Here is a 20223-nt window from a genome sequence, read left to right as displayed (position 1 = left end):
ATATTAATCAGGGCACTTATTTATCCGGCACAATCTTTTGCGACCGGTAAAGATGATCAGTAGCCTGCAAAATTTTACCTTTCAACTTAGGATTATAATCAGGATACTTCTTCAGAAAATCAGTTACAATCTGATAGGCCTCTTTTGATTGATAGCTACTGAAAATTGCGCCAAGCCACGATTGAGGAAAAAATATATCCCCTGTATTTTTGATTTCCTCGAGAATCTCCAGACTCTTTGGCAAATATTTTATAGAAGTCGACTGTCTTAATGGATGGTTTAGATAAGTTAATGCACTGCCTACCCATGCCTCTTTCTGCCTGTTTTTCCGTTCAGATAAACTCGCAAAAAAAGAATCCCGCTCTTTTACGTCAGTTGATAGCGCCGGCATTAAAAAACTTATCCTGTTTTTTCGCTCCTGATTGGTAATCCTGTCACGCTGTATCTTCAAATAACTCGAAACGGTATCACTCTTAAGAGCAAGAGTGAAGGCTATGCCGGTAAAATCATCTTCTGTCAACTTAATTCCTGTCGGCCCCTTTTGGGTTTTCCATATCTCATCAAGCTTCATCCCTCCATCTTTACTCATATAAACGCTCTGATAAGTTCCAAACAAAGCTTTCTTATTGTTCGAAAGCGGTGTAGATTGCATGGTCTCCCACAAAACGCTTTCCAGTTCTGGCGATTTCTCCAACCGCTGAACAGGCTTGAGGAACGACCAGTAAATACCCGAAATATAACCACCCAAAAGCCTGAGATTCATTTCGTCTTTTTCCTGTTTTATATTTTCGGCAAAAAGTTCAAGCAATTCAGCAGGCTTCACGTTACGTCCAGCCAGCATGTTTTCATAAGCATTGATGTAAGCAGAAGCACGCTCCAATGGGTTTTTTAAATCCGAAAACCGCTTAGCACTGTTTGGATCCAGTGGAAATAAACCATAGCCCATCGCATCACTGTTAAATAAGATGTACAAAGGCTTGCCCAGCCCCTTCGCTTCTTTTACCTCAACCTCAGGATGGTTCATGTTAATGGCAATTTGTTTTTTGCCATCAGGGTAAAATAACGTTATGCTAAAAACCTGTGGCCATACCGCATTTGCTCCAACCTCCGCGTGCTGCATAACTTTTAACTGATCAATCTGATTGTTCTTAAAACTGATACCGTAATCAAATACAGGTCTTCCTGCTGTGTTTACCCATACCCTATTCCATGCTTCAAGGTTTTCACTCGTATACATGCCCAGAATTTTAATCAGGTCATTCCATGTGGCATTGCGGTAAGCATATTTTTTAAGGTAAGTCCTGATACCCTGCTGAAACTTGTCTTTTCCCATTAAAAGCTCTAACTGACGCATCATGATAGGCGCTTTGTGATAGATAATGTTGCCATACATCGATCCTGCGTCCTGAAGGTTATCCAGCTGCTGCCTGATTGGATTTGCACCCAGCGTGCGGTCTACACCATAAGCTGCCGGATAATGATCCTGCAAAAACTTCAAATCAAAGGTCGCCTTTCCCATCAGTTTCTCCGTCACCTTGTCTGCCATGAAATTTGCAAAAACTTCTTTCATCCAAACATCGTTAAACCACTTCATAGTCACCAGATCGCCAAACCACATGTGGGCAGTTTCATGAGAGATCAGATTTGACCGGCTAATGAACTGATCCTTGGTCGCGCCCTCATCCAAAAATAAACTGGAAGCTTTATACTGTACTTCTCCAGGATGCTCCATCCCTCCAAACTGAAAATCAGGAACGGCAACGAAACCTATTTTTTGAAAAGGAAATGGAATCGCAGTCCAGTTTTCCAGAAAACTGATGGCATCAGAATGAGCTTTAAAAATAGAGTCAACACTTAATTTAATCTTCAAACTATCAGTTTCCCGGTGAAGAAAGGCATAATTGTACTTTTTAATATTCTTTTCCAGTGCGGTATATTTCCCTGCAGTAAATGAGAATAAATAGGTTGGCAAAATGTCCGTTTGTAAAAAATCATATCTTGTATTGCCGCTTCCGCTGCTGCTGCTTTTTAGCCTTCCGTTTGCCAGGGCCTTCCATCCTTCAGGAACGGTTAGGCTTAAATTAAATCTGGCTTTAAGATTAGGCTGATCGAAACAAGGAAAAGTATTCCTCGCATGATCTGGAACAAACAAGGCATACAGATATTCATTATTGCGGTTTAGGGATTCGTTCCCCGCAATGAAACTAATCTCAATTTCATTTTTTCCTTTTACAAGATATTTCGCAGCAATAATCAAATGCTCATTAACAAGTTGAACAGTCACCTGTTCATCATTCACCTTCAACATCTTAACATGTGTAGATGGCTGTTTGAAATCAATTTGCAAATCCTCCACATGATCTTTTAAAATGAAACTAAGCTGCTCTTCTCCGGATATGGCTGCATTCAGCTGTGGAGGGATAGTGAAATGAAGTTCATATCGGACATTGCTGATCAGCTCGCTCCTCCTCAACGCCAGTTGTTCCGACACGCCCGGTTTTATTTCAAGGCTTTTTTGAGCTGTACTGTCGAATGGAATGGAAAATAGTAATACTAGAGAAAAGGCAAAAAACTTAAACATGGTTACGAATTTACAGTTAACAGTTGGGCAATGGCTCCATAGCCCATCCAGATCATTGTGACAACAACAGCTGCACCGGTTATTGTCAGCCATAAAGGCTGCTTGTAGTTAGAAATTATTTTAGTACGGTAGGCACTAATGAGCATCACTCCTAATGCAATAGGTAAAATTAGCCCATTAATGGCGCCGACAGCAAGTAAGGTTTTAACCGGTTTACCTACAATCAGAAATATGATACACGAGCTGATGATAAAAACAATAATGATGACTTTGTGATATTTTAATATAAAAGGGTGGAAACTCTTAATGAAAGAAATTGAAGTATAAGCCGAACCAACCACTGAAGATATTCCTGCAGCCCATATAACCACACCAAAAACTTTATAACCAAACTGTCCGCTTGCCAGCTGGAATACCGATGCTGCCGGGTTCGCCGGATCTAATTTAGCGCCGGTAGAAATTACCCCTAAGGCAGCGATAAACAACAACAAACGCATTAATGAGGCTAGCCCAATAGCACTTAATGCCCCCTTGTTTACAGCTGAGAGGTTTTCTATCCCCGTTTGCCGGGCGTCTAATAAGCGATGAGCCCCTGAAAACGTAATGTAGCCTCCTACAGTACCACCAACAATGGTGAGCACCGCCCCAAAGCTGAACTGCGTAGGGTTCACTGAACGTATTGCTGCTTCAGACAGCGGTGGATTGCTGATATAGGCAATGAAAAGTGCCAGACAAATTTTAATCAAACCCATAGTCTTAGCAAACACGTCCATAGCCTTTCCCGCCTCTTTGTACACAAAAATTCCAACCGCCATTATAGCACTGATCACAGCACCTTGTTGTACACTTATCCCAAACAGCACGTTTAAGCCCAATCCTGCACCGGCAATATTACCAATATTAAAAGCAAGGCCTCCCAGGAAAACCAGAAAAGAAAGAAAATAACCCAGACCCGGAAAGACTTTATTCGCAATTTCCTGTGCAGGCTGATCCGCAACCGCAATAATCCGCCAGATGTTCAATTGTGCAATAGCATCCAGAACAATAGATAGTAAGATTACAAATGCAAAGCTGGCACCCAGCTGTTCGGTAAATACGGCTGTCTGGGTCAAAAACCCTGGTCCAATAGCCGAAGAAGCCATTAAAAAGGCGGCACCTAAAAGCACATTCCAGTTATATTTCTTTTTCATGAATGCGGCGCTTTTATGATGATGTTTTCCGCCTGTAAACTTGCCGATATTTCCCTGGCAAAATCAACTGCATGAAGCCCATCCCCATGCAAACAGATTGTTTCCGCCAAAAGGGAAATAGTTTTACCACTGGTAGTGTCCACCTGCCGCTCATTAACCATTTGCAAAACCTGACCCATGGCTAAATGATCATCTTTTATCACGGAATTTGGTTCCGACCTCGGTGTAAGTGAACCATCATCCTGATAGGTGCGGTCGGCAAAAACCTCAGATGCTGTTTTAAGCCCGGCGTTCCTTGCAGCATTGATCAGCTCACTACCTGCAAGCCCATAAACAATTAAATGCTCATCAAAATCTTTTACCGCACTGGCGATGGCCTCAGCCAAAGCATATTCTCTGACAGCCATGTTGTACAGGGCCCCGTGCGGTTTTACATGGTTAAGTCTGGCTCCAGCTGCTTTTACGAAAGCATATAACGCGCCAATTTGATATAAGGTAATCTGGTAAACTTCCCGCGGAGAACATTTAATTTCCCTGCGACCAAAACCCTGTAAATCCGGAAAACCCGGATGTGCACCAATAGCCACCTTTCTGGCTATTGCCAGTTTGATGGTTTCCTCCATTACATGGGCGTCGCCCGCATGAAAACCACAGGCAATATTGGCAGAAGAGATATAATCCATCAGCAAGCTGTCATTCGGCATCGGATAATTGCCAAAAGCCTCCCCCAGATCGCAGTTTAGATCAACAGTTTTTATCATTCAATCATAAATCTATAGGCAATTGTAGTATCGAGCTGCTTAAGATGCATTTCGCGTTCAAGATACAGCTCTTCTGCTTCATCGCTACTAATTTCTTTAAAAAAAATCTCTTTATTCGGCCTCATTTGTGCGCAAGCTACCAAATCAACCGAGGCTACCTGGGCAATTCGTGGATAACCACCGGTTGTTTGCGCATCAGCCATTAGTAAAACAAGATTTCCGTTTCCGGTAACCTGAATTGTACCCATAGTAACAGCAGTCGATAACAGCTCATCAGTCTTTCTTCTACTCATTAATGGACCATTAATAGGTATCCCCATACGGTTCCCCTGAGCATTTACCACAAAAGGTTTAGTAAGCAGGCTTATAATCGAAATTGCATCAAACCATAAAAACTCCTGTGCGGGCACTACCCTGACCTCATTTTTGAGATTAAAACGGGAATCCGAAATGCTCCATTTAGGAAAATTAATTTCACTGCTTTTTAAATGCTCTAAAATAGATTTAGACAATAAACTCATACCAGCCTCATTGATAAGCGAATCATTGGCTTCTAATGCTCGCCCCTCAAAACCGCCGAAGCCGCCAGAGAGATAGGTGCTTCTACTCCCCATGATCTCCGTTACCTTCCATCCCCCGGCTACGGCCAGGTAAGATCTCGAACCCTGCAGATTTTCCTTCAGTGTTATACTTGTACCCGCAGGTATGAAAAGAGGACGATTACAGGGTAAATCAACATCATTAACAGTAAATATGGCACCATATCCACTATAGGCAATAAGCAAGTCACACTCAACAAAAAATGAAGCTCCACCGTAATTAAATTCGATTAAGGCTGAACCATCCGGATTGCCAACTGCCTTATTGGCCAGCCGGGCTGAAAGTTGATCCATAGCACCTGAAGTAGGTACCGCCTGACCGCGAAACCTGGGCCGGCCCAAATCCTGTACCGTTGTTAAAACGCCCGCCCTAATGATCCTGATCGCCATCTTTAAGATTACTCAATTCATAATATCGCTGCTCATCAATAGCCTTAAACCGCACCTCATCACCAGCCTCTAAAAATGAAGGCCGCATTCGGTTGATATCGAATAAATGAATGGGTGTTCGCCCTAAAATCTGCCATCCACCCGGAATACTTAGCGGGTAAATGCCGGTTTGCTTTCCGGCAATTCCAACTGAACCTGCATGTACTGACTGTCTGGGTTGCGCCTTTCTTGGAGTAGCCAGCCGCTCGTCCATCCCCCCCATATAAGCAAATCCCGGAACAAAGCCAATCATATAAACTTTATAAACTGCACTGCTGTGCAAATGAATAACCTCCTCCTCCGATAACCGGTTAAAAAATGCTATTTCCTGTAAATCGGGACCGAAAATCCCCCCGTAGCAGGTAGGGATTTCTATCCGTTTTTGCCTCAAAGAATAGTGTTTCTTGCTATTCGCATTCAAGAGACGCAGATAAGCACAAACCTTTTCAAAACAAGTAGTTCCAGGAAATGCCGATTGCATCACTTCCATAGGTGAATAAAAAACACTAAGCGTGGTATAGGAAACAACTGTCGTCCTAAACCCTGTAAAAGGATTGTCGGTAAGCAGTGCATTAAATTCACTAATTCGTTTAAAGGTTACTTCATTAATCTCTTGACCAAAAACCACGCTTACTGCCTCCTCGCTCAAAAAATAGATCAGAATATCAGAATTTATAGCCGACTGTAATGAAATCATCAGGCTAAATATAATTATTATTAAAATATCGGAGCAATTATCTTCAAAAGAATCAATTTCCTGCAATAATTAACCAATTTTGGCAATATTTATTAACTGTCCCTCAACTATCCCACCACATATAGCACGCGCTAAAGATATTGCTTGCCCATCCACTACCCCTAAGCAGACCAGAAATATTGCCATCTACAGCCAACAATACCGAATTTCTTCTTACTGAATTAACATAACTCTGTCTTCTAATACCAATAAAGTAATTAAATTTGGCCTGATCGAATACATTTTATCCTCACTTTAAATCAAACACATGAAACAAGGATTGTTAATAGATATGGACGGAGTGATCTATAGCGGCGAAGCGATGATAACGGGTGCCGATAAATTTATAAAAAAACTGATCGACGAAGCTATACCTTTTGCATTTATGACCAATAACAGCCAACGCACCAGTCTGGAAGTGGTTCGCAAACTCAAAGGAATGGGCATTAAGGTAGAAGAAAGCCATGTGTATACCAGTGCAATGGCCACAGCCAAATTCCTGTCTGATCAAAGCCCCAATGGAACCGCATACGTACTGGGAGAAGGCGGCCTCCTGAGTAGTTTACATGCCCACGGAATTACCTTAGTCAATACCGATCCCGAATTTGTGGTACTTGGTGAAGGCAGAAACTTTACCCTCGAAATGGTTCAGCGCGCTGTAGATATGATCCTGGCTGGCGCAAAGTTCATCACCACAAACAGAGACCCATCTCCTAAGAAACCTGGATGGAATAATTTGGGCATAGCAGCAACCACAGCAATGATCGAAGAAGCTACAGGTCGTAAAGCATTTGTAACGGGTAAACCCAGCCCGGTGATGATGCGCTCGGCAAGGAAATTCCTCGGGCTAGAAACCAGTGAAACAACGGTAATCGGCGACACCATGGAGACTGATATACAGGGAGGTGTACAAATGGGATACAAAACCATCCTGGTATTATCAGGAATAGCAACCAAAGATACACTCGGTCATTATGCCTTCAAACCCGATATGATAGCCAGTTCAGTCGACGAAATCAAATTCCCCTTGGCCTGGTGGTAAAATACACTATATAGAAAAGATCAGGCGGGCGGATGTGGCGTAAACTATGGTTTTCATCCTTCGCCTGCCTTAAAAAGAATGAAATTGGTCGGGACGAGAAGATTCGAACTTCCGACCTCCAGCACCCCATGCTGGCGCGATACCTGGCTACGCTACGTCCCGATGAATCATTACAAATTCAACGCGAAGATAAAAACACGTCCGAAAAAATCAAATTTAAAGATGAAATTTATATAAATCATCCATTGGCGATTTAGAGATTTTTCCGCATGTCATACCGAATTCCCGGGCAACCTCTTCCAATACTTCATGAAAAACAAAAGCTATTGAACCTACACAGTTGATTCTAAACCGCCTATAATTAGGATAGCGGGAAATGATATTCACAAAAAAATCTGAGAAGCCGCTTTTAACGATATCATAAATGCAGGCATGTCCAATATACTTACTTAAAAACACCGTAAAACTTGCCGAAAATCTGTTTGGTAATTTCTGGGCATAAAACAAATCAAGCACATCATCAGGCATAATCTGATATTCCTGAAAAAACAAATCCATCACCTCCTGTGAAAGCGCATAGCGGGCATACAGTACAAGCAATCGCTTGCCAAGATAGGCGCCACTGCCCTCATCCCCCATTAAAAAACCAAGCGAATTTACCTGATGGGAAATCTTACCATCCTCAATCAAACAACTGTTCATTCCGGTACCCAATATACAAACCAGACCCGATCCATTCCCAACAAGCGACCTTGCCGCAGCCATCATATCCGAATCAACCTCAACCGACGAATTTAGAAACAACGATGAAAGGGCATTCGCCAATACCTGTTTCTTATCCCCGTCACATCCTGCACCATAAAAGAAAATCTGCTTTACCTCATCAAAAACAATACCTGTACCCATCCCCTGTTTTATCGCGTTTACAATGTAGGTTTCATCCATATAATAAGGGTTTAGACCCTCGGTTGCAAATACCTCGTTGTTTCCGCCTGGATACGTAATACTCCATGTTGTTTTTGTAGAACCGCTATCAGCAATGATTAACATATTATTTTTTGGGCTAAAGATCTAACCTGAATGATTTAAAAATTACACAATCATACCAAATAATTTTAATATCATTGTAATACTTTTTAATTTATTTTAATAAGTAATCAGATATCACTCATTCTGGTTACAATTCCTTCATCATTTTTATAAAAAGATATATCTTTGATTAATCACCCGCCCTCAGCATAAATGAAAAACAAAAAGCCCAAATACTCGGCAATACACCTGGATGTTATAAAAGAACTATTTTATATCAAATCAGCTACATCTGCAGAACTTTCATTGCGACTGGATAAAAGTATCCCCTCAATAAACAAAGTGATAGCTGATTTAATTGAAGATGGATATGTCGCCGAGAAGGGTCTTGCACCATCTAGCGGGGGAAGAAGGCCACTGATGTATGCATTGGTAGAAAACAAGAGCTATATTATTGTAATTGCAATGGATCAGCTTTCCACCAGAATCGGACTGGTTGACCTGCAAAATAATGAGGCATACACAGCTGTTTCGCTTGAAATTGATCTGATACATGATGATGAAGCATTAGCAAAACTCATCTCGGCCATTGAAAATTACATTAGCGATTCCAAAATCGCTAAATCCAAAATAATGGGCATCGGTATTGGTATGCCGGGCTTTGTCGACGCAAAGAAAGGCATAAATTTCACATACCTGAAACCTCAGGAAAAAAGCCTCGCAAACTACCTATCCGAAGAAATCGGTATTCCAACTTTTATTGACAACGACTCCAGTCTGGTGGCCTTAGCGGAACATAAATTAGGTAACGCTGCACAACAAAAAGAAGTGATGGTAATCAATCTTGGTTGGGGAATCGGACTGGGAATGATCGTGAAAGGAGAATTATACAGAGGATATAATGGTTTCGCAGGTGAATTCAGCCACATCCCAATCACCGAAAAGGAAATCCTTTGCAGCTGTGGCAAGCAAGGTTGCCTCGAAGCAGTAGCAAGTCTTTTGGCCGTTACGAACAAAGCAATCAGCGGACTGGAAGCCGGCAAACTGAGTAGCCTCCGCAACCCTAAGCACTACCACTCGAAGATCGACATGAGCAATGCCATCCTTGCCAAAGCTAACCAGGGCGATCAGTTTTCCATTAAACTCATATCTGAATCGGCTTATGATATCGGCAGAGCGCTCTCTATCCTCATCCATATCATGAACCCCCAAACCATCATATTAAGCGGGAGAATGGTACGGGCAGGAAGAATCATGTTGGCCCCCATTCAGCAGGCACTCAACAAATATTGCATCCCACGCCTGTTTGCCGGCACAGAAATTAAATTAAGCAACCTTGGCTTCGATGCTGAACTTATCGGAGCCTCAATTCTGGTAATTGAAAATCTGGAACACCTTATTTAGTATCATCATATAGAATTAGCATGATAAGGATTCACCATCAAAAGGTCGAGCGAAGGCAATAACATTTAATTTATTTTAATAAAGTAGCTAAACTTATTAAAATGTTTTATTAAGTTTGACATAAATTAATTCATATATGTCAAGGTTAAACTTTTTAGAAGAAACTCGTTTCGAAAAAATACCGGTTAATGTCTTCGCTACTCAGGCTGACGCTTCGGTACATATTGCAAAAAGAATAGCAACCCTCATCTGGAAAAAAGAGAAAAACGGACTTAAAACCGTTTTGGGATTGGCTACTGGTGCTTCTCCGATTTTAATTTACAAAGAGTTGGTTCGCCTGCATAAAGAAGAGGGATTGAGTTTTAAAAATGTAATCACCTTTAACCTTGATGAATATTATCCAATGAATCCGGATAGCCTGCAAAGCTATGTAAAGTTCATGGACATGAATCTGTTTAACCACATTGATATTCTTCGCGAAAACATTAACGTTCCCGACGGAACATTAAGTGAAGATGAAATACAGGCCTACTGCATAGCATATGAAAAAAAGATTGCCGAAAATGGTGGATTGGATTTCCAGCTTTTGGGAATAGGCAGAACAGGTCATATCGGCTTCAACGAGCCAGGCTCTGCTCCGAACTCCGGCACAAGACTGGTAACCTTAAACGACCTGACCAAAAGGGATGCTTCCAAAGATTTCGGTTCTAAACAAAATGTACCTACAAAAGCCATTACCATGGGCGTAGGAACAATTTTCAATGCCAAAGAAATTGTCTTGGTAGCATGGAACGAGAAAAAAGCCGATATCTTAAAAGCAGCAGTTGAAGGAGAGATCTCATCCGATGTACCTGCAACTTACCTTCAGCTTTCCAATAACGTAGAATTCATTATCGATCAGGACGCTGCTTCGCAACTCACCAGATTTGATAAACCCTGGTTGGTTAAAGATTGCGACTGGAACCCGCAATTGATTAAAAAAGCAGTAATCTGGCTGGCAGAGCACCTGCAAAAACCGGTATTAAAATTAACCGAAGACGATTACAACAACAATGGCATGGCACAGCTGGCTACAGAAAAAGGCCCTGTTTACAACATCAATATCTCGATATTTAACCAGTTACAGCATGCTATTACCGGCTGGCCGGGTGGCAAACCAAATGCCGATGATAGTCAGCGACCTGAAAGAGCAAAACCTGAAATCAAAAACAGCATTGTTTTCTCCCCGCACCCTGATGATGATGTAATTTCCATGGGTGGAACTTTTATACGCCTTGCCGAGCAGGGACATAACGTCCATGTAGCCTACCAGACTTCCGGCAACACAGCCATATGGGATGATGACGTGTTACGCTACCTGGAATTCTATATAGACCTTACTAAAAGTCAGGGAACAGATGCAACAACACTGGAAAAAGCTTACACTGAAACCCGTGAGTTTTTTGCCAATAAAGCACCAAACCAGGCTGATACCAAAGAAATTCAAAACATCAAAGGCCTGATCAGAAAAGGTGAGGCTGTTGCCGGAGCCAGATTCTCTGGTGTAAAAGACGAAAATATTCATTTTCAAAACCTTCCTTTCTACGATCGCGCGAAATACGATAAAAATGTTTCATATGAGGATGATATCATCGAAACGATGGAACTCCTTAAAAACGTAAAACCACATCAGGTATTTGCTGCAGGAGATTTTGCAGATCCTCATGGAACACATAAAATCTGTTTCAATATCATTCACGAAGCTTTAAAACGACTCAAAGCTACCGAAGATTGGGTAGCTGATTGTTGGCTATGGCTATACAGGGGAGCTTGGCACGAATTCGAAATACACGAAATTGAAATGGCTGTTCCACTTTCACCTCAGGAAGTAATACGGAAAAGACACGCCATCTTTAAACACCAGTCGCAAAAAGATATTCCGGTATTCCCCGGCGATGATGCCCGTGAATTCTGGGTTCGCGCAGAAGAACGTACCAGTGAAACAGCATTCAGATACAATAAGCTGGGTTTAGCTGAATATGAAGCAATTGAAGCTTTCGTACGGTTTAAATATTAGTTCCCGAGTCTGGGAAAATACAACGAAACTGTCTTGTTATTATCGTTGGCGATGTAGCAGACAGCCCAATGTTTGAGCGCATTAGGGTTATAGGCCGTCCGGGGGGACGGCCTTTTTTGTTAGCCAGATCCAAAAACTGAATGCACTAAAATGAAGTCTCATTCAATGCAGGCGTTCCACTGGCATTGATCTGTCGGGTTGATATTTTATCACCCTCTCCCACTTCTACAATCCGGAATCCCTTGTAAGCCGTTCCCCAGTTACCCCCAATGTGCGAATCAAAAAAGTGCGGTAATTTATCGGTATAAAAAACCGCATCTAAGCTATGGTCATGACCATGAAATACAGCCTTAACATTCGGGTAACTGTGCAGTAGCGAAACCGTATCCGGCGCATCAACAAAAGGATGCTGTGGCACCCAGATGTGGGGCGGAATATGCAATACAACAAATACAGTTTTTAAGTCCCTGAACTTGTCGAGCTCTGTCTTAATGAAATGGTTATCGGGGCTCAAATAAGCGCCCTTAATATTTGAAGTATTCGCCATAACGAAACCAATACCATTCTTTTCAAAGGCATAATTATCCTCATAACCAAATACCGACATCCAGTGTGCAGTATCTGCATGATCATGATTACCAGGAAGTGCATAAAATGGCACTTTCAATTTATCGTAATAATTGTGCTTTACCTCCTTCAAAAGTTCAGGTCGATCGTGTACCAGATCGCCATTGATAATCACCAGATCAAAAGGAGTTTTCTCGTGTGCCTGATTGAGCCACCCAATCATATTTTCATGATCCTTCTTATATTCCGTCCCGGGCTGTCCGTAATGCCCGTCAGAGGCAATAGCAAACCTTAACTTCACAGGCGCATTTACAGCTGCCTGATCCAGAATGAATGCATCAGCAGAGGTGCTGATCCCAGCTACTAACAAACTGGATACCGTTCCTTTTATGAAATTTCTTCTTGAAGATGACATGAGCAATAAATTACTGACAGAAATGAATAACCAGAACTTGTTCCGGTAAAATACAAATTTAAATCACAAATCTGTTCTAAATGCCCTTCGGTCAAAAACTTAACACAGATTTAATATGATCAAATATTTTGGCCGTAGAAATTCAAATATGATTTGTAAAATAGGATATTGACTAAACCTCATTAATATTTCCCATCCAAAAATGTTGAGTTTTTCCAACCTGCGATCCAATAATCAGCAACTGCTGTAAATAAATCATCTTTTGTTTTCAGTTTCAGTTGTTCCAGCGCATTAGCTACATCACTAAGCAGCCAGCCTCCACCGTCTAAGGTCAGCCAGGCTTCTTTAAGTTGATCATTGTTGACGTAGTTTTGAAACAGATCCATTCCAGATTGCTTACCTGTCAACCATGGCGCTCTTTCCTCAAGCTGATCTAACAATTCTATTGGGGCTATCTCTTTAAACGCTGCATTTTCCAGGTGCTTTTTTGTGTTCAAAATAAAAAGTGATGAAGGAAAGTCTCCCCGGTAACCATCAATAGTTTTCAAATATTTGAATGGTCTGTTACCCTTGAAATAAACAAGATGATCGAACTCTTCAGGATCATCACCATAATCAACCACAAATTCATCAATAGCTTTGTATTCTTCGAGATTATTAAGCTTACAAAATTCAATAATTTCATCTGTTAACTCGTCTTTGGTAATGATCATTCTCAATGCAATTAGCGTAAGAAACTGATCGGCATTTCGGGCTATTTCTGAAAGAAAACCTGATTCCAGAAAATATTCAACATAAGTATTTTCCCTGTCACAGAAAAAATGGTTAACGATCCCTTTATATGAAGCCCCATGTCCTAAAAAAAGTGGAATTAAACATGGCGGATGCGGATACCAATATTCTGAAACAGAATTCAGATCATCGATATAATCGGGTAAGGAAACTTCCTTTTTTATTAATTTAATGATCCGGTTATCGACATTCAATTTTCCCAAGAAATGCTTCAGATTTAAATCCTCAACCATATAATTTTAATTTCAATTGTCTGATCAGAAAATTGAGAATATTTATTATTCCTTATTTGTTCAATATTTCTTTTAACCAGGCTGGCGTGGCTTCAGCCTCACGCGGAAATTCTTCATTGTCGATCACAAATTCATCATCTTCGGGTTCCATTTCAAAATTTGGTCGGTTATCATAATCATATTTAATTTCGAAATCTCCGCTCTCAGTTACAATCATCTCAACATTATACCAAGCACCTTTGCCAGGACTAAGCTTATACATTTCGTTCCTTAACTGAATCAGCAGGTTATCCACTTCTTTTTCTTCCGGAGCATTTTCGTAGTTGGCATCAAAAGATTTCCCTATTTTTTCTTCCACATAGTAGGTTACGGTTAACTCAACATAAGTCGATAAAATAGAAGCCTCTAATAAAATCTTGCTCCAGTCGTCAACCGGAACATTGTCAAACACAGTTTGTCAAATTTCTTCGATTAAATGATTAGCCATTCCCATTATAATATGCGTATTGTAAACAATTTATAATAACTCTTATGTTCATTACCTTTCCATACCAATTTTAGTCCATTCATCTATAACAGGCCAGATTTCGATATTCAGTTTAGGTGCTTTGGTATGCCACCAAATGAATCCTGATTTTTTATTCTCAGCGGATAAATCCAGCGAGGCATAATCCCCCATTCCATTATCAAATAATCCTATACAATCTTCCAGTTTGAAAGGAAGACCTCTCAAGTCTATTTCCTCAAGAATCCCCCAGTCTTCGTCACCCAGAATAATGGTATCTTCAATTCTTAACAGCCCGTTGGCTTTTGAAGCATAGTATACCCATCCATTATGCAATTGGTCATATATTTCTCTAAAGCTTTGGGGTAATCGTTCGAAGTAGGCAGGTACGGATTTTGTATTGCTATTATAGCCGATGTAATAAACCTCCGAACCCTTAATATTTTTTATGCTGTAGAGCAACGCAATCTGACCATTTTCCCTCATGAGTTCAACCCCAACCAGATTATTTTGAAGATAACTAATGGTAGATTGAAATTGGTAAGGAAACTTTTCCCACTGAGACAAAACCGTTCCTATCCTGGATGAAACATCTTGATTCTTAAGTGCATCAATCCAGTATTCTGGCAATAATTTAATTTCCTCTTCAGTTAGCGAGTCAAATGCTATTAACTCTACTTTCGAGTTATATTTTTTCAGATATTCTATTTTGCTCATTGTTTTACGACGATAGTAATTTGTTATCCATTATTTAAACTTAGAAAATCATCAATTTGTTTTTGTAACTGACCTTCTAATATTTGTTCTCTCCTGATCATTTCCGCTCTAAATGAAGGTTCAACATCAATCCCCCTGCTGATATGCTGGGTCCATTCAGAAAAGGTTTTCGGCCCTTTTGAAGTATTCGCAGAAGGACTTAAGCCAACGAAATTATCAGGATTATTCAACACTTCTAATTTTTGAGATAAAGTCAACTGATCAAATCCTTCCATTCTGGTAATTCTATCCATTGGAACGATATGATCGGCATGCAACCTCTTTGTAATCTCCAGTCCCGGTAATACGGGGTCAGGCATTGGTAGTTGTATACCTTCATTCACCATATCGCGGATTTCTTGTGTAGGAGTTTGATCCCGCAGTTCACTATACAAATCATCTGATATTCTCCTGTCTCCTAATCTTGCCTCATAAGCCTCCCCTTCACCCTCTTTCTTAGCACTTTCTTCCCGAGCCGTATTGGCATCTTTCACCGTTTCCTCATCAGCCTTTTGCTGCTCACCATCTTTTGGCTGCTCACCATCCCTCGCTGTTTCCCCATCCCGTACAGGCTCACCGTTATTTCCTTTCAGTTCTTCGGGGGCCTTATGCACCGGCGACAATAACAACGCCATCCCCGCAACATCCTGCCAGCTTGCATTGCCACTTAAAATGTTCGAACCCGAGTGGTACATCCCCTCTTCCATTCCAAAAACACCACGTCCTGCAGCACCCCAACCCGATTCGCCTGTATTTCCGTAATGTGCCAAACCAGCCTGTGTAGCAGTTACCCCACGTAAACCAACTGCTGTGGTCGCAGTAGTAACTACAGTAGTGGTGCTGGCTCCTGCACCCGCATAACCAAAGGTAGCACCAATATTGCGAATTACATTCATCGGCGCGCTCCGGGCAAATTGCCAGGCCGCCTGACCAACACCCCGCATACCACCACTGGCAAATGCGCCCGCTCCACCACTCAATGCGGCACCGCCCATTCCAATAGCAGCTCCGGCCATCATTCCCTCCATTAAACCACTGATGTAGTTCGATGCACCAAGTGCAATAGCCTGACTCCAGTTCTTAATTTCAGGCGCAAACGTAACTACTCCTCCAACAGGACAGGTCATCGTTTGGTTACCCGTGATGGTTTCAACACCCTGAATAATATAATTGTTTTTGCTACCTACCCACTTCCGGGCCTTGGCTGCCAGCTGACCGCAAAGCATGGTGCCAATTACGGCTCCCCAGGCAGCTCCTGCCAATCCTGCCAAAGCACCCAACGCAATCAATGCCGCCCCACCTGTAGCCACCGTCATTGCAGCAATAACAACAACAGCCGCAGCAATAATAGCCATAATCAGCATCATTCGAGTACAGCCGAAATCTATCCAGCTACTGGTCGCCGTATCTTTAACGGTGATGAATTTTTCACCCGACTGTTTCTTTGTCGATTTCTGTATCGATTGAAATTGTGCAGGAACGGCACCACAACTACATTTCCAGAAATCTTTCTCTGTGATGATCTTGTTGCCCATTGTTAACTTTTTTCTAAAACCTGTTTACGTTTGATAAAACCCAACCTTACCCTGTTTCCCACCTCAATGCTTTTTATACCCAACGTTGTAATACTGAATCGATCTCCGGTATATAGTGCTTCTTTATTTTGAAAAGAGAAAAAATACGATCTGGAACGGTGTTTTCCTTCCAGATCCTCAGCCAAAGTGCCAAACCTCAAAACCGACTTACCAATGCGCCAGGTCTTTACCCACGTTTTTTCAGCCTTGCAATTTGATTTTTCAATTTCCATACCCTTCAATTTTATCGCTCCACTTAAAAAAAACTGAACTTGCTTTTTGAACTTTCTGTCTCTGTAGATACCGGTTGCGGCACATCACTAGCATTTACCCTGTGATCGCTGTTTAAAGTGTAGGCTAACTTATTATATAACCTTGTTTCATCAGCAACCTCAGTTTTCGAAACACTTGCCTCTTGTAAACGCCCTGTAACCGGATCGATCACCCTTTGTTCGTGTTGATTGAGTTCCGGTTTCAGGTTCGATAGCTCAATTTTTCCTTCGAATTGCCCATAAGCCGATTTGATAAAATCCTTATTTATAGCATTTGCAGGAAGAACAATAGTATCTACTTGTACCAAACCGTCACCACTTCCGGTAGCAACTGGTGTTATTTTTGTTTCTAAGGTCCAATCTAGTGATGTGGTATTAAAAATATTTGTCCCCTTTACCGTAGCTTTCATCAGCGTGTCACGGTTAAAAACCTGGCCAAAATAAAGTCTTAAAAATTCGTTGACCTGAACAGCAATTTTGATCTTCTCCGGGTTATTAAAAATCTCGTCATTGAGGATAATGGCATCCTTCAGGGCATCATTGCCGAAAATATATTTCTCCATCTCTGCCTTCGTTTGTTTCCACTTGGAAAGCAGGAGGCCGATATTCAAAACTTCTAAAACTTCTCCACCTGCACTAAGCAACAGGTGCAATTCGCTGTACATCCTTCCAAAAATCTGGCTCACCTGAGCTACTTCGGTCACCAAAGGGCTGTTGGCTTCAAGTACCACATTATCCAGCTGGATGAGCCGCACTTCCAGCTGATCAGAACTGGCCTGCAATACGCTAAAATCATAACGTAGCTGCACCTTCGAATGGATATGAACGTCAACACCTTTTACCTCCGATTCGATTATAATCGTGTACTGATCGTTAAATGGGCTTTTAACCCTTATTTTTGAGTCATCTAGCATATCATTAGTTTATAAATACATCGCCTCCATCTATTTTTGTATTTCCACCTGTAACATGATTGGTACCGGTAATGGTGTTATTTGAACCAGTTATCACATTAGTTGTAGAGGTTATTTTCATATCCTGGGTGTTCACATTAGTTGCCGTTCCGTTGATATCAATCTTACTTGATTTGGCACCACCCTTCTGCGCAATCTCTATCTTATCCGCGTGGATCGTGATCTGATCTTTCTCTAGAGTGATGGAAGACGAGCCATTCGTAAGCACCACAGTCTGACTGGAGGTAACCGTAACTTTATTCTGTCCGTCAACAATAATGTGGTTTCCGCCGGTCTTATCTTTAATCGTGATACCGCCACCATCATTCAATTGAACGGTATGCCCGCTTTTAGAAGTTAAGCTCTTACTGTTGTTACTTGCACTGCCACCACTTCCGCTTTTACCATGAAATACCGATCCCATAACAATGGGTCGTGCCACGTTTCCTTCTTCAAAGGTAACAGCCACCTGATCCCCAATTTCAGGGATAAAAACAAAACCACGGTTTTTACTCACTTTGTCCGAGCTTCCTGCATCAGGTGTAATTACCCTCAACCATTCCGTCACATCATTCGTTTGACATTCCCATTTAAATTTAACCTTTATACGTCCCTGTTCCTGTGGATCATTATTATCCACCACATCGGCTAATTGCATATCAGGGTACGGAGTATCGTAATTCTTCACCAGCAAACGCTCAGTTGTAGAAACCAGCCCTTCAAATGTATTGTGATATTTCCCAGTACCATCTATGTGATGGTAAATACTGGTAATCAAAAACTTCCCTAAACTCTCTGTACTAAATGAAAGTTCCTTACGCAAACTCATTGATACCTCGGCAATAGCGCCAATTGCCAGCTGTGCATTATCACCACTCGCATTCACTTTCAATAACTCACTGATATTAGCCTTCTCCTCATTTTCTACATAAGTTTTAATATCCGAACTACTGTCTACCCTGATCAGCGAGGGTTGGTTAAAGGTTTTACTGTAAATAGAGTTCGAAGCCTGAATGGCATGTGCCAGATCCGGATGCCCGTCTGCCTTGCCTGTGCTTTCGCTCGATAACATCTCATCCTGTTTGGGATTATACGAGAACCGTTTGTTTTTAATCGGAGCAACTTCCATCGCATATTGAAGGTTGTGCACATCCCGTCCATAAAAAAGAGAAATAGATTGCTGCTCATCTGGCTTACCAAAATTAAGCTGCTCCCCATCGTAGTAAAACCATTCATGATATTCACCCGATAAGCGGTTCAAAAAATCGAAGTCACTCTCCCTGTATTGAATAAGATAATCGATCGGAGCCGTCCGGCTGGCGTTTGCAACAATTTTAAGGTCGTTCGCCGGCGTATCGCTGGTAGCCAGTTTTACAATATCATTTAAACTTTTTGCCAGATAAGACCCCAGATCCGGACCCCGGTCTATTAATATTGTCGGACTATAACCACTCACAATAATCACTCCGTGGTAGCCATGGCTCTGTGCCAGTTCCACTTTCGTAACCAAACCAGCAAAATTCTGTAGTTGTTCCCCGGCATGCCCAAAAGAAGCCGTCAGCGTTTTGCCAACAAATCCACGGCTGTCATCCAATGATATCAAACCAGGAGCGCCCATCTGGTCATGGTTAAACCGCAACTCAAAATAATGATGGGCATTAAACTGTTGCTGTAAAGAAAAAGAAGCAAAGTGTGTAATCGCTTTACCCTCTATATTGATTTCTGTTATAAGCTTTTTTTCCATGATAATTTATTTTACCGGCCATTTCGCATAATATGCTACCACTTTATACTTTCCATTCACCCTGCCAAACACAAAAGCAAAATAATTCTCGGCCTGAGTATTGCTTTCCGCATATTGCACATACAGTTCATAAAGTTTACTGCCACTATCGGTAAGTTTCTTAACCGATAAATAATACGGATCATCAGTTTTATTATCTATCTCAGATAAGTTGTCATCCTTTGTGCCCGGCAATAGCCGCAACACATCACGGTGATAAATGGAACTTTTGTAAGTATTAAAATCCTGTAAACTAATCGGATCAGAAATGTTACCGGTGCCTCCGTCAGGCAATTGCTGCTGGCCGGTGTAAAAAGGAAAGTGCATGCATTGCGCCACCGCACCAATGTTTTTAACCGCTAACTCCTTCTTAAATAACCTGAGGGCAGCATAAAAGTCCTTTTCATCATTAACTTTCGACTGTGCAACCTTGGAGACAGCGTGTATTGGCGTACTGCTTTTTTTACCCGGCTGTTCACATCCCGATGCGAAAATCGGCAGCATGTATAAAAAATATATGATCGCTTTTTTTTTCATGAAGGAATA

General features: G+C 41.5%; 18 protein-coding genes and 1 tRNA gene. 3 read left to right on the top strand and 16 right to left on the bottom strand.

Annotation, left to right across the window (positions count from 1 at the left end; translation table 11 throughout):
* Nucleotides 1-16 precede the first annotated feature (16 nt).
* From R2Q80_RS04625 to pxpB, 5 genes are read right to left on the bottom strand one after another with little or no spacing between them, the layout of a single operon-like run.
* The gene (locus tag R2Q80_RS04625; RefSeq protein WP_316798462.1) at nucleotides 17-2581 is read right to left on the bottom strand and encodes a M1 family aminopeptidase; all 2565 of its coding nucleotides are present in this window, start codon (nucleotides 2579-2581) and stop codon (nucleotides 17-19) included.
* 2 nt (nucleotides 2582-2583) lie between these two features.
* The gene (locus R2Q80_RS04620; RefSeq protein WP_316798461.1) at nucleotides 2584-3771 is read right to left on the bottom strand and encodes an NRAMP family divalent metal transporter; all 1188 of its coding nucleotides are present in this window, start codon (nucleotides 3769-3771) and stop codon (nucleotides 2584-2586) included.
* A complete protein-coding gene (locus R2Q80_RS04615; protein WP_316798460.1) occupies nucleotides 3768-4532 on the bottom strand; it encodes a 5-oxoprolinase subunit PxpA in 765 nt (254 codons plus the stop codon). Before R2Q80_RS04615 ends, R2Q80_RS04620 begins: the two co-directional genes overlap by 4 nt.
* Entirely contained in the window at nucleotides 4529-5521 is a 993-nt protein-coding gene (locus R2Q80_RS04610) for a biotin-dependent carboxyltransferase family protein (protein ID WP_316798459.1), read from the bottom strand. The genes R2Q80_RS04615 and R2Q80_RS04610 overlap by 4 nt, the downstream gene beginning before the upstream one ends.
* On the bottom strand, nucleotides 5502-6257 hold the full coding sequence (gene pxpB, locus R2Q80_RS04605) for a 5-oxoprolinase subunit PxpB (protein ID WP_316798458.1): 756 nt from the start codon (nucleotides 6255-6257) through the stop codon (nucleotides 5502-5504). The genes R2Q80_RS04610 and pxpB overlap by 20 nt, the downstream gene beginning before the upstream one ends.
* 307 nt (nucleotides 6258-6564) lie before the next feature.
* Between pxpB and R2Q80_RS04600 the strand changes: the two genes are divergently transcribed.
* Nucleotides 6565-7338 carry an HAD-IIA family hydrolase gene (locus R2Q80_RS04600; protein ID WP_316798457.1) on the top strand — a complete coding sequence of 258 codons (774 nt, stop codon included), beginning with the start codon at nucleotides 6565-6567 and terminating at the stop codon, nucleotides 7336-7338.
* Nucleotides 7339-7423: 85 nt separating this feature from the next.
* Here the strand turns inward: R2Q80_RS04600 and R2Q80_RS04595 are convergent.
* Nucleotides 7424-7500: transfer RNA gene (locus R2Q80_RS04595), tRNA-Pro, on the bottom strand.
* Nucleotides 7501-7554: 54 nt separating this feature from the next.
* Nucleotides 7555-8388, bottom strand: coding sequence for an N-acetylglucosamine kinase (locus R2Q80_RS04590; RefSeq protein ID WP_316798456.1), 834 nt, complete (start codon nucleotides 8386-8388; stop codon nucleotides 7555-7557).
* Nucleotides 8389-8580: 192 nt separating this feature from the next.
* On the opposite strand from R2Q80_RS04590, the gene R2Q80_RS04585 reads away from it, so the two are divergent.
* Nucleotides 8581-9771, top strand: a complete 1191-nt coding sequence (locus R2Q80_RS04585) for an ROK family protein (RefSeq protein WP_316798455.1) — start codon at nucleotides 8581-8583, stop codon at nucleotides 9769-9771.
* A 136-nt stretch (nucleotides 9772-9907) separates the two neighbouring features.
* Complete coding sequence (gene nagB / locus R2Q80_RS04580; protein WP_316798454.1) at nucleotides 9908-11827, top strand: glucosamine-6-phosphate deaminase; 1920 nt, start codon at nucleotides 9908-9910, stop codon at nucleotides 11825-11827.
* A 145-nt stretch (nucleotides 11828-11972) separates the two neighbouring features.
* Here nagB and R2Q80_RS04575 read toward each other — a convergent pair whose 3' ends face one another.
* The 9 genes from R2Q80_RS04575 to R2Q80_RS04535 form a co-directional block, all read right to left on the bottom strand.
* Nucleotides 11973-12809: a metallophosphoesterase gene (locus R2Q80_RS04575; protein ID WP_316798453.1), complete on the bottom strand. Its 837-nt coding sequence runs from the start codon at nucleotides 12807-12809 to the stop codon at nucleotides 11973-11975.
* Between the two features lie 182 nt (nucleotides 12810-12991).
* Entirely contained in the window at nucleotides 12992-13834 is an 843-nt protein-coding gene (locus R2Q80_RS04570) for a hypothetical protein (RefSeq protein ID WP_316798452.1), read from the bottom strand.
* Between the two features lie 52 nt (nucleotides 13835-13886).
* The gene (locus R2Q80_RS04565; protein WP_316798451.1) at nucleotides 13887-14285 is read right to left on the bottom strand and encodes an immunity protein YezG family protein; all 399 of its coding nucleotides are present in this window, start codon (nucleotides 14283-14285) and stop codon (nucleotides 13887-13889) included.
* Between the two features lie 87 nt (nucleotides 14286-14372).
* Nucleotides 14373-15056: a hypothetical protein gene (locus R2Q80_RS04560; RefSeq protein WP_316798450.1), complete on the bottom strand. Its 684-nt coding sequence runs from the start codon at nucleotides 15054-15056 to the stop codon at nucleotides 14373-14375.
* A gap of 23 nt (nucleotides 15057-15079) precedes the next feature.
* Nucleotides 15080-16630, bottom strand: a complete 1551-nt coding sequence (locus R2Q80_RS04555) for a hypothetical protein (RefSeq protein WP_316798449.1) — start codon at nucleotides 16628-16630, stop codon at nucleotides 15080-15082.
* Nucleotides 16631-16632: 2 nt separating this feature from the next.
* A complete protein-coding gene (locus R2Q80_RS04550; protein WP_316798448.1) occupies nucleotides 16633-16902 on the bottom strand; it encodes a hypothetical protein in 270 nt (89 codons plus the stop codon).
* 23 nt (nucleotides 16903-16925) lie between these two features.
* A complete protein-coding gene (locus tag R2Q80_RS04545; protein WP_316798447.1) occupies nucleotides 16926-17855 on the bottom strand; it encodes a hypothetical protein in 930 nt (309 codons plus the stop codon).
* A gap of 4 nt (nucleotides 17856-17859) precedes the next feature.
* Nucleotides 17860-19638, bottom strand: coding sequence for a type VI secretion system Vgr family protein (locus R2Q80_RS04540; RefSeq protein WP_316798446.1), 1779 nt, complete (start codon nucleotides 19636-19638; stop codon nucleotides 17860-17862).
* 6 nt (nucleotides 19639-19644) lie between these two features.
* The gene (locus R2Q80_RS04535; protein WP_316798445.1) at nucleotides 19645-20214 is read right to left on the bottom strand and encodes a hypothetical protein; all 570 of its coding nucleotides are present in this window, start codon (nucleotides 20212-20214) and stop codon (nucleotides 19645-19647) included.
* Between the last annotated feature and the right edge of the window lie 9 nt (nucleotides 20215-20223).

This window comes from Pedobacter frigidisoli, from assembly GCF_032678525.1.
Classification (GTDB): domain Bacteria; phylum Bacteroidota; class Bacteroidia; order Sphingobacteriales; family Sphingobacteriaceae; genus Pedobacter; species Pedobacter frigidisoli_A.
This window is presented reverse-complemented; position numbering and strand designations above follow the sequence as displayed.

What these genes read in the sequence shown, in the direction of transcription:
- R2Q80_RS04545 (WP_316798447.1), bottom strand. Translation starts at nt 17,855, where the DNA reads ATGCTAGATGACTCAAAAATAAGGGTTAAAAGCCCATTTAACGATCAG.
- R2Q80_RS04610 (WP_316798459.1), bottom strand. Translation starts at nt 5,521, where the DNA reads ATGGCGATCAGGATCATTAGGGCGGGCGTTTTAACAACGGTACAGGAT.
- R2Q80_RS04540 (WP_316798446.1), bottom strand. Translation starts at nt 19,638, where the DNA reads ATGGAAAAAAAGCTTATAACAGAAATCAATATAGAGGGTAAAGCGATT.
- R2Q80_RS04585 (WP_316798455.1), top strand. Translation starts at nt 8,581, where the DNA reads ATGAAAAACAAAAAGCCCAAATACTCGGCAATACACCTGGATGTTATA.
- R2Q80_RS04550 (WP_316798448.1), bottom strand. Translation starts at nt 16,902, where the DNA reads ATGGAAATTGAAAAATCAAATTGCAAGGCTGAAAAAACGTGGGTAAAG.
- R2Q80_RS04620 (WP_316798461.1), bottom strand. Translation starts at nt 3,771, where the DNA reads ATGAAAAAGAAATATAACTGGAATGTGCTTTTAGGTGCCGCCTTTTTA.
- R2Q80_RS04570 (WP_316798452.1), bottom strand. Translation starts at nt 13,834, where the DNA reads ATGGTTGAGGATTTAAATCTGAAGCATTTCTTGGGAAAATTGAATGTC.
- R2Q80_RS04535 (WP_316798445.1), bottom strand. Translation starts at nt 20,214, where the DNA reads ATGAAAAAAAAAGCGATCATATATTTTTTATACATGCTGCCGATTTTC.
- R2Q80_RS04555 (WP_316798449.1), bottom strand. Translation starts at nt 16,630, where the DNA reads ATGGGCAACAAGATCATCACAGAGAAAGATTTCTGGAAATGTAGTTGT.
- pxpB (WP_316798458.1), bottom strand. Translation starts at nt 6,257, where the DNA reads ATGATTTCATTACAGTCGGCTATAAATTCTGATATTCTGATCTATTTT.
- R2Q80_RS04590 (WP_316798456.1), bottom strand. Translation starts at nt 8,388, where the DNA reads ATGTTAATCATTGCTGATAGCGGTTCTACAAAAACAACATGGAGTATT.
- R2Q80_RS04575 (WP_316798453.1), bottom strand. Translation starts at nt 12,809, where the DNA reads ATGTCATCTTCAAGAAGAAATTTCATAAAAGGAACGGTATCCAGTTTG.
- R2Q80_RS04560 (WP_316798450.1), bottom strand. Translation starts at nt 15,056, where the DNA reads ATGAGCAAAATAGAATATCTGAAAAAATATAACTCGAAAGTAGAGTTA.
- nagB (WP_316798454.1), top strand. Translation starts at nt 9,908, where the DNA reads ATGTCAAGGTTAAACTTTTTAGAAGAAACTCGTTTCGAAAAAATACCG.
- R2Q80_RS04625 (WP_316798462.1), bottom strand. Translation starts at nt 2,581, where the DNA reads ATGTTTAAGTTTTTTGCCTTTTCTCTAGTATTACTATTTTCCATTCCA.
- R2Q80_RS04615 (WP_316798460.1), bottom strand. Translation starts at nt 4,532, where the DNA reads ATGATAAAAACTGTTGATCTAAACTGCGATCTGGGGGAGGCTTTTGGC.
- R2Q80_RS04600 (WP_316798457.1), top strand. Translation starts at nt 6,565, where the DNA reads ATGAAACAAGGATTGTTAATAGATATGGACGGAGTGATCTATAGCGGC.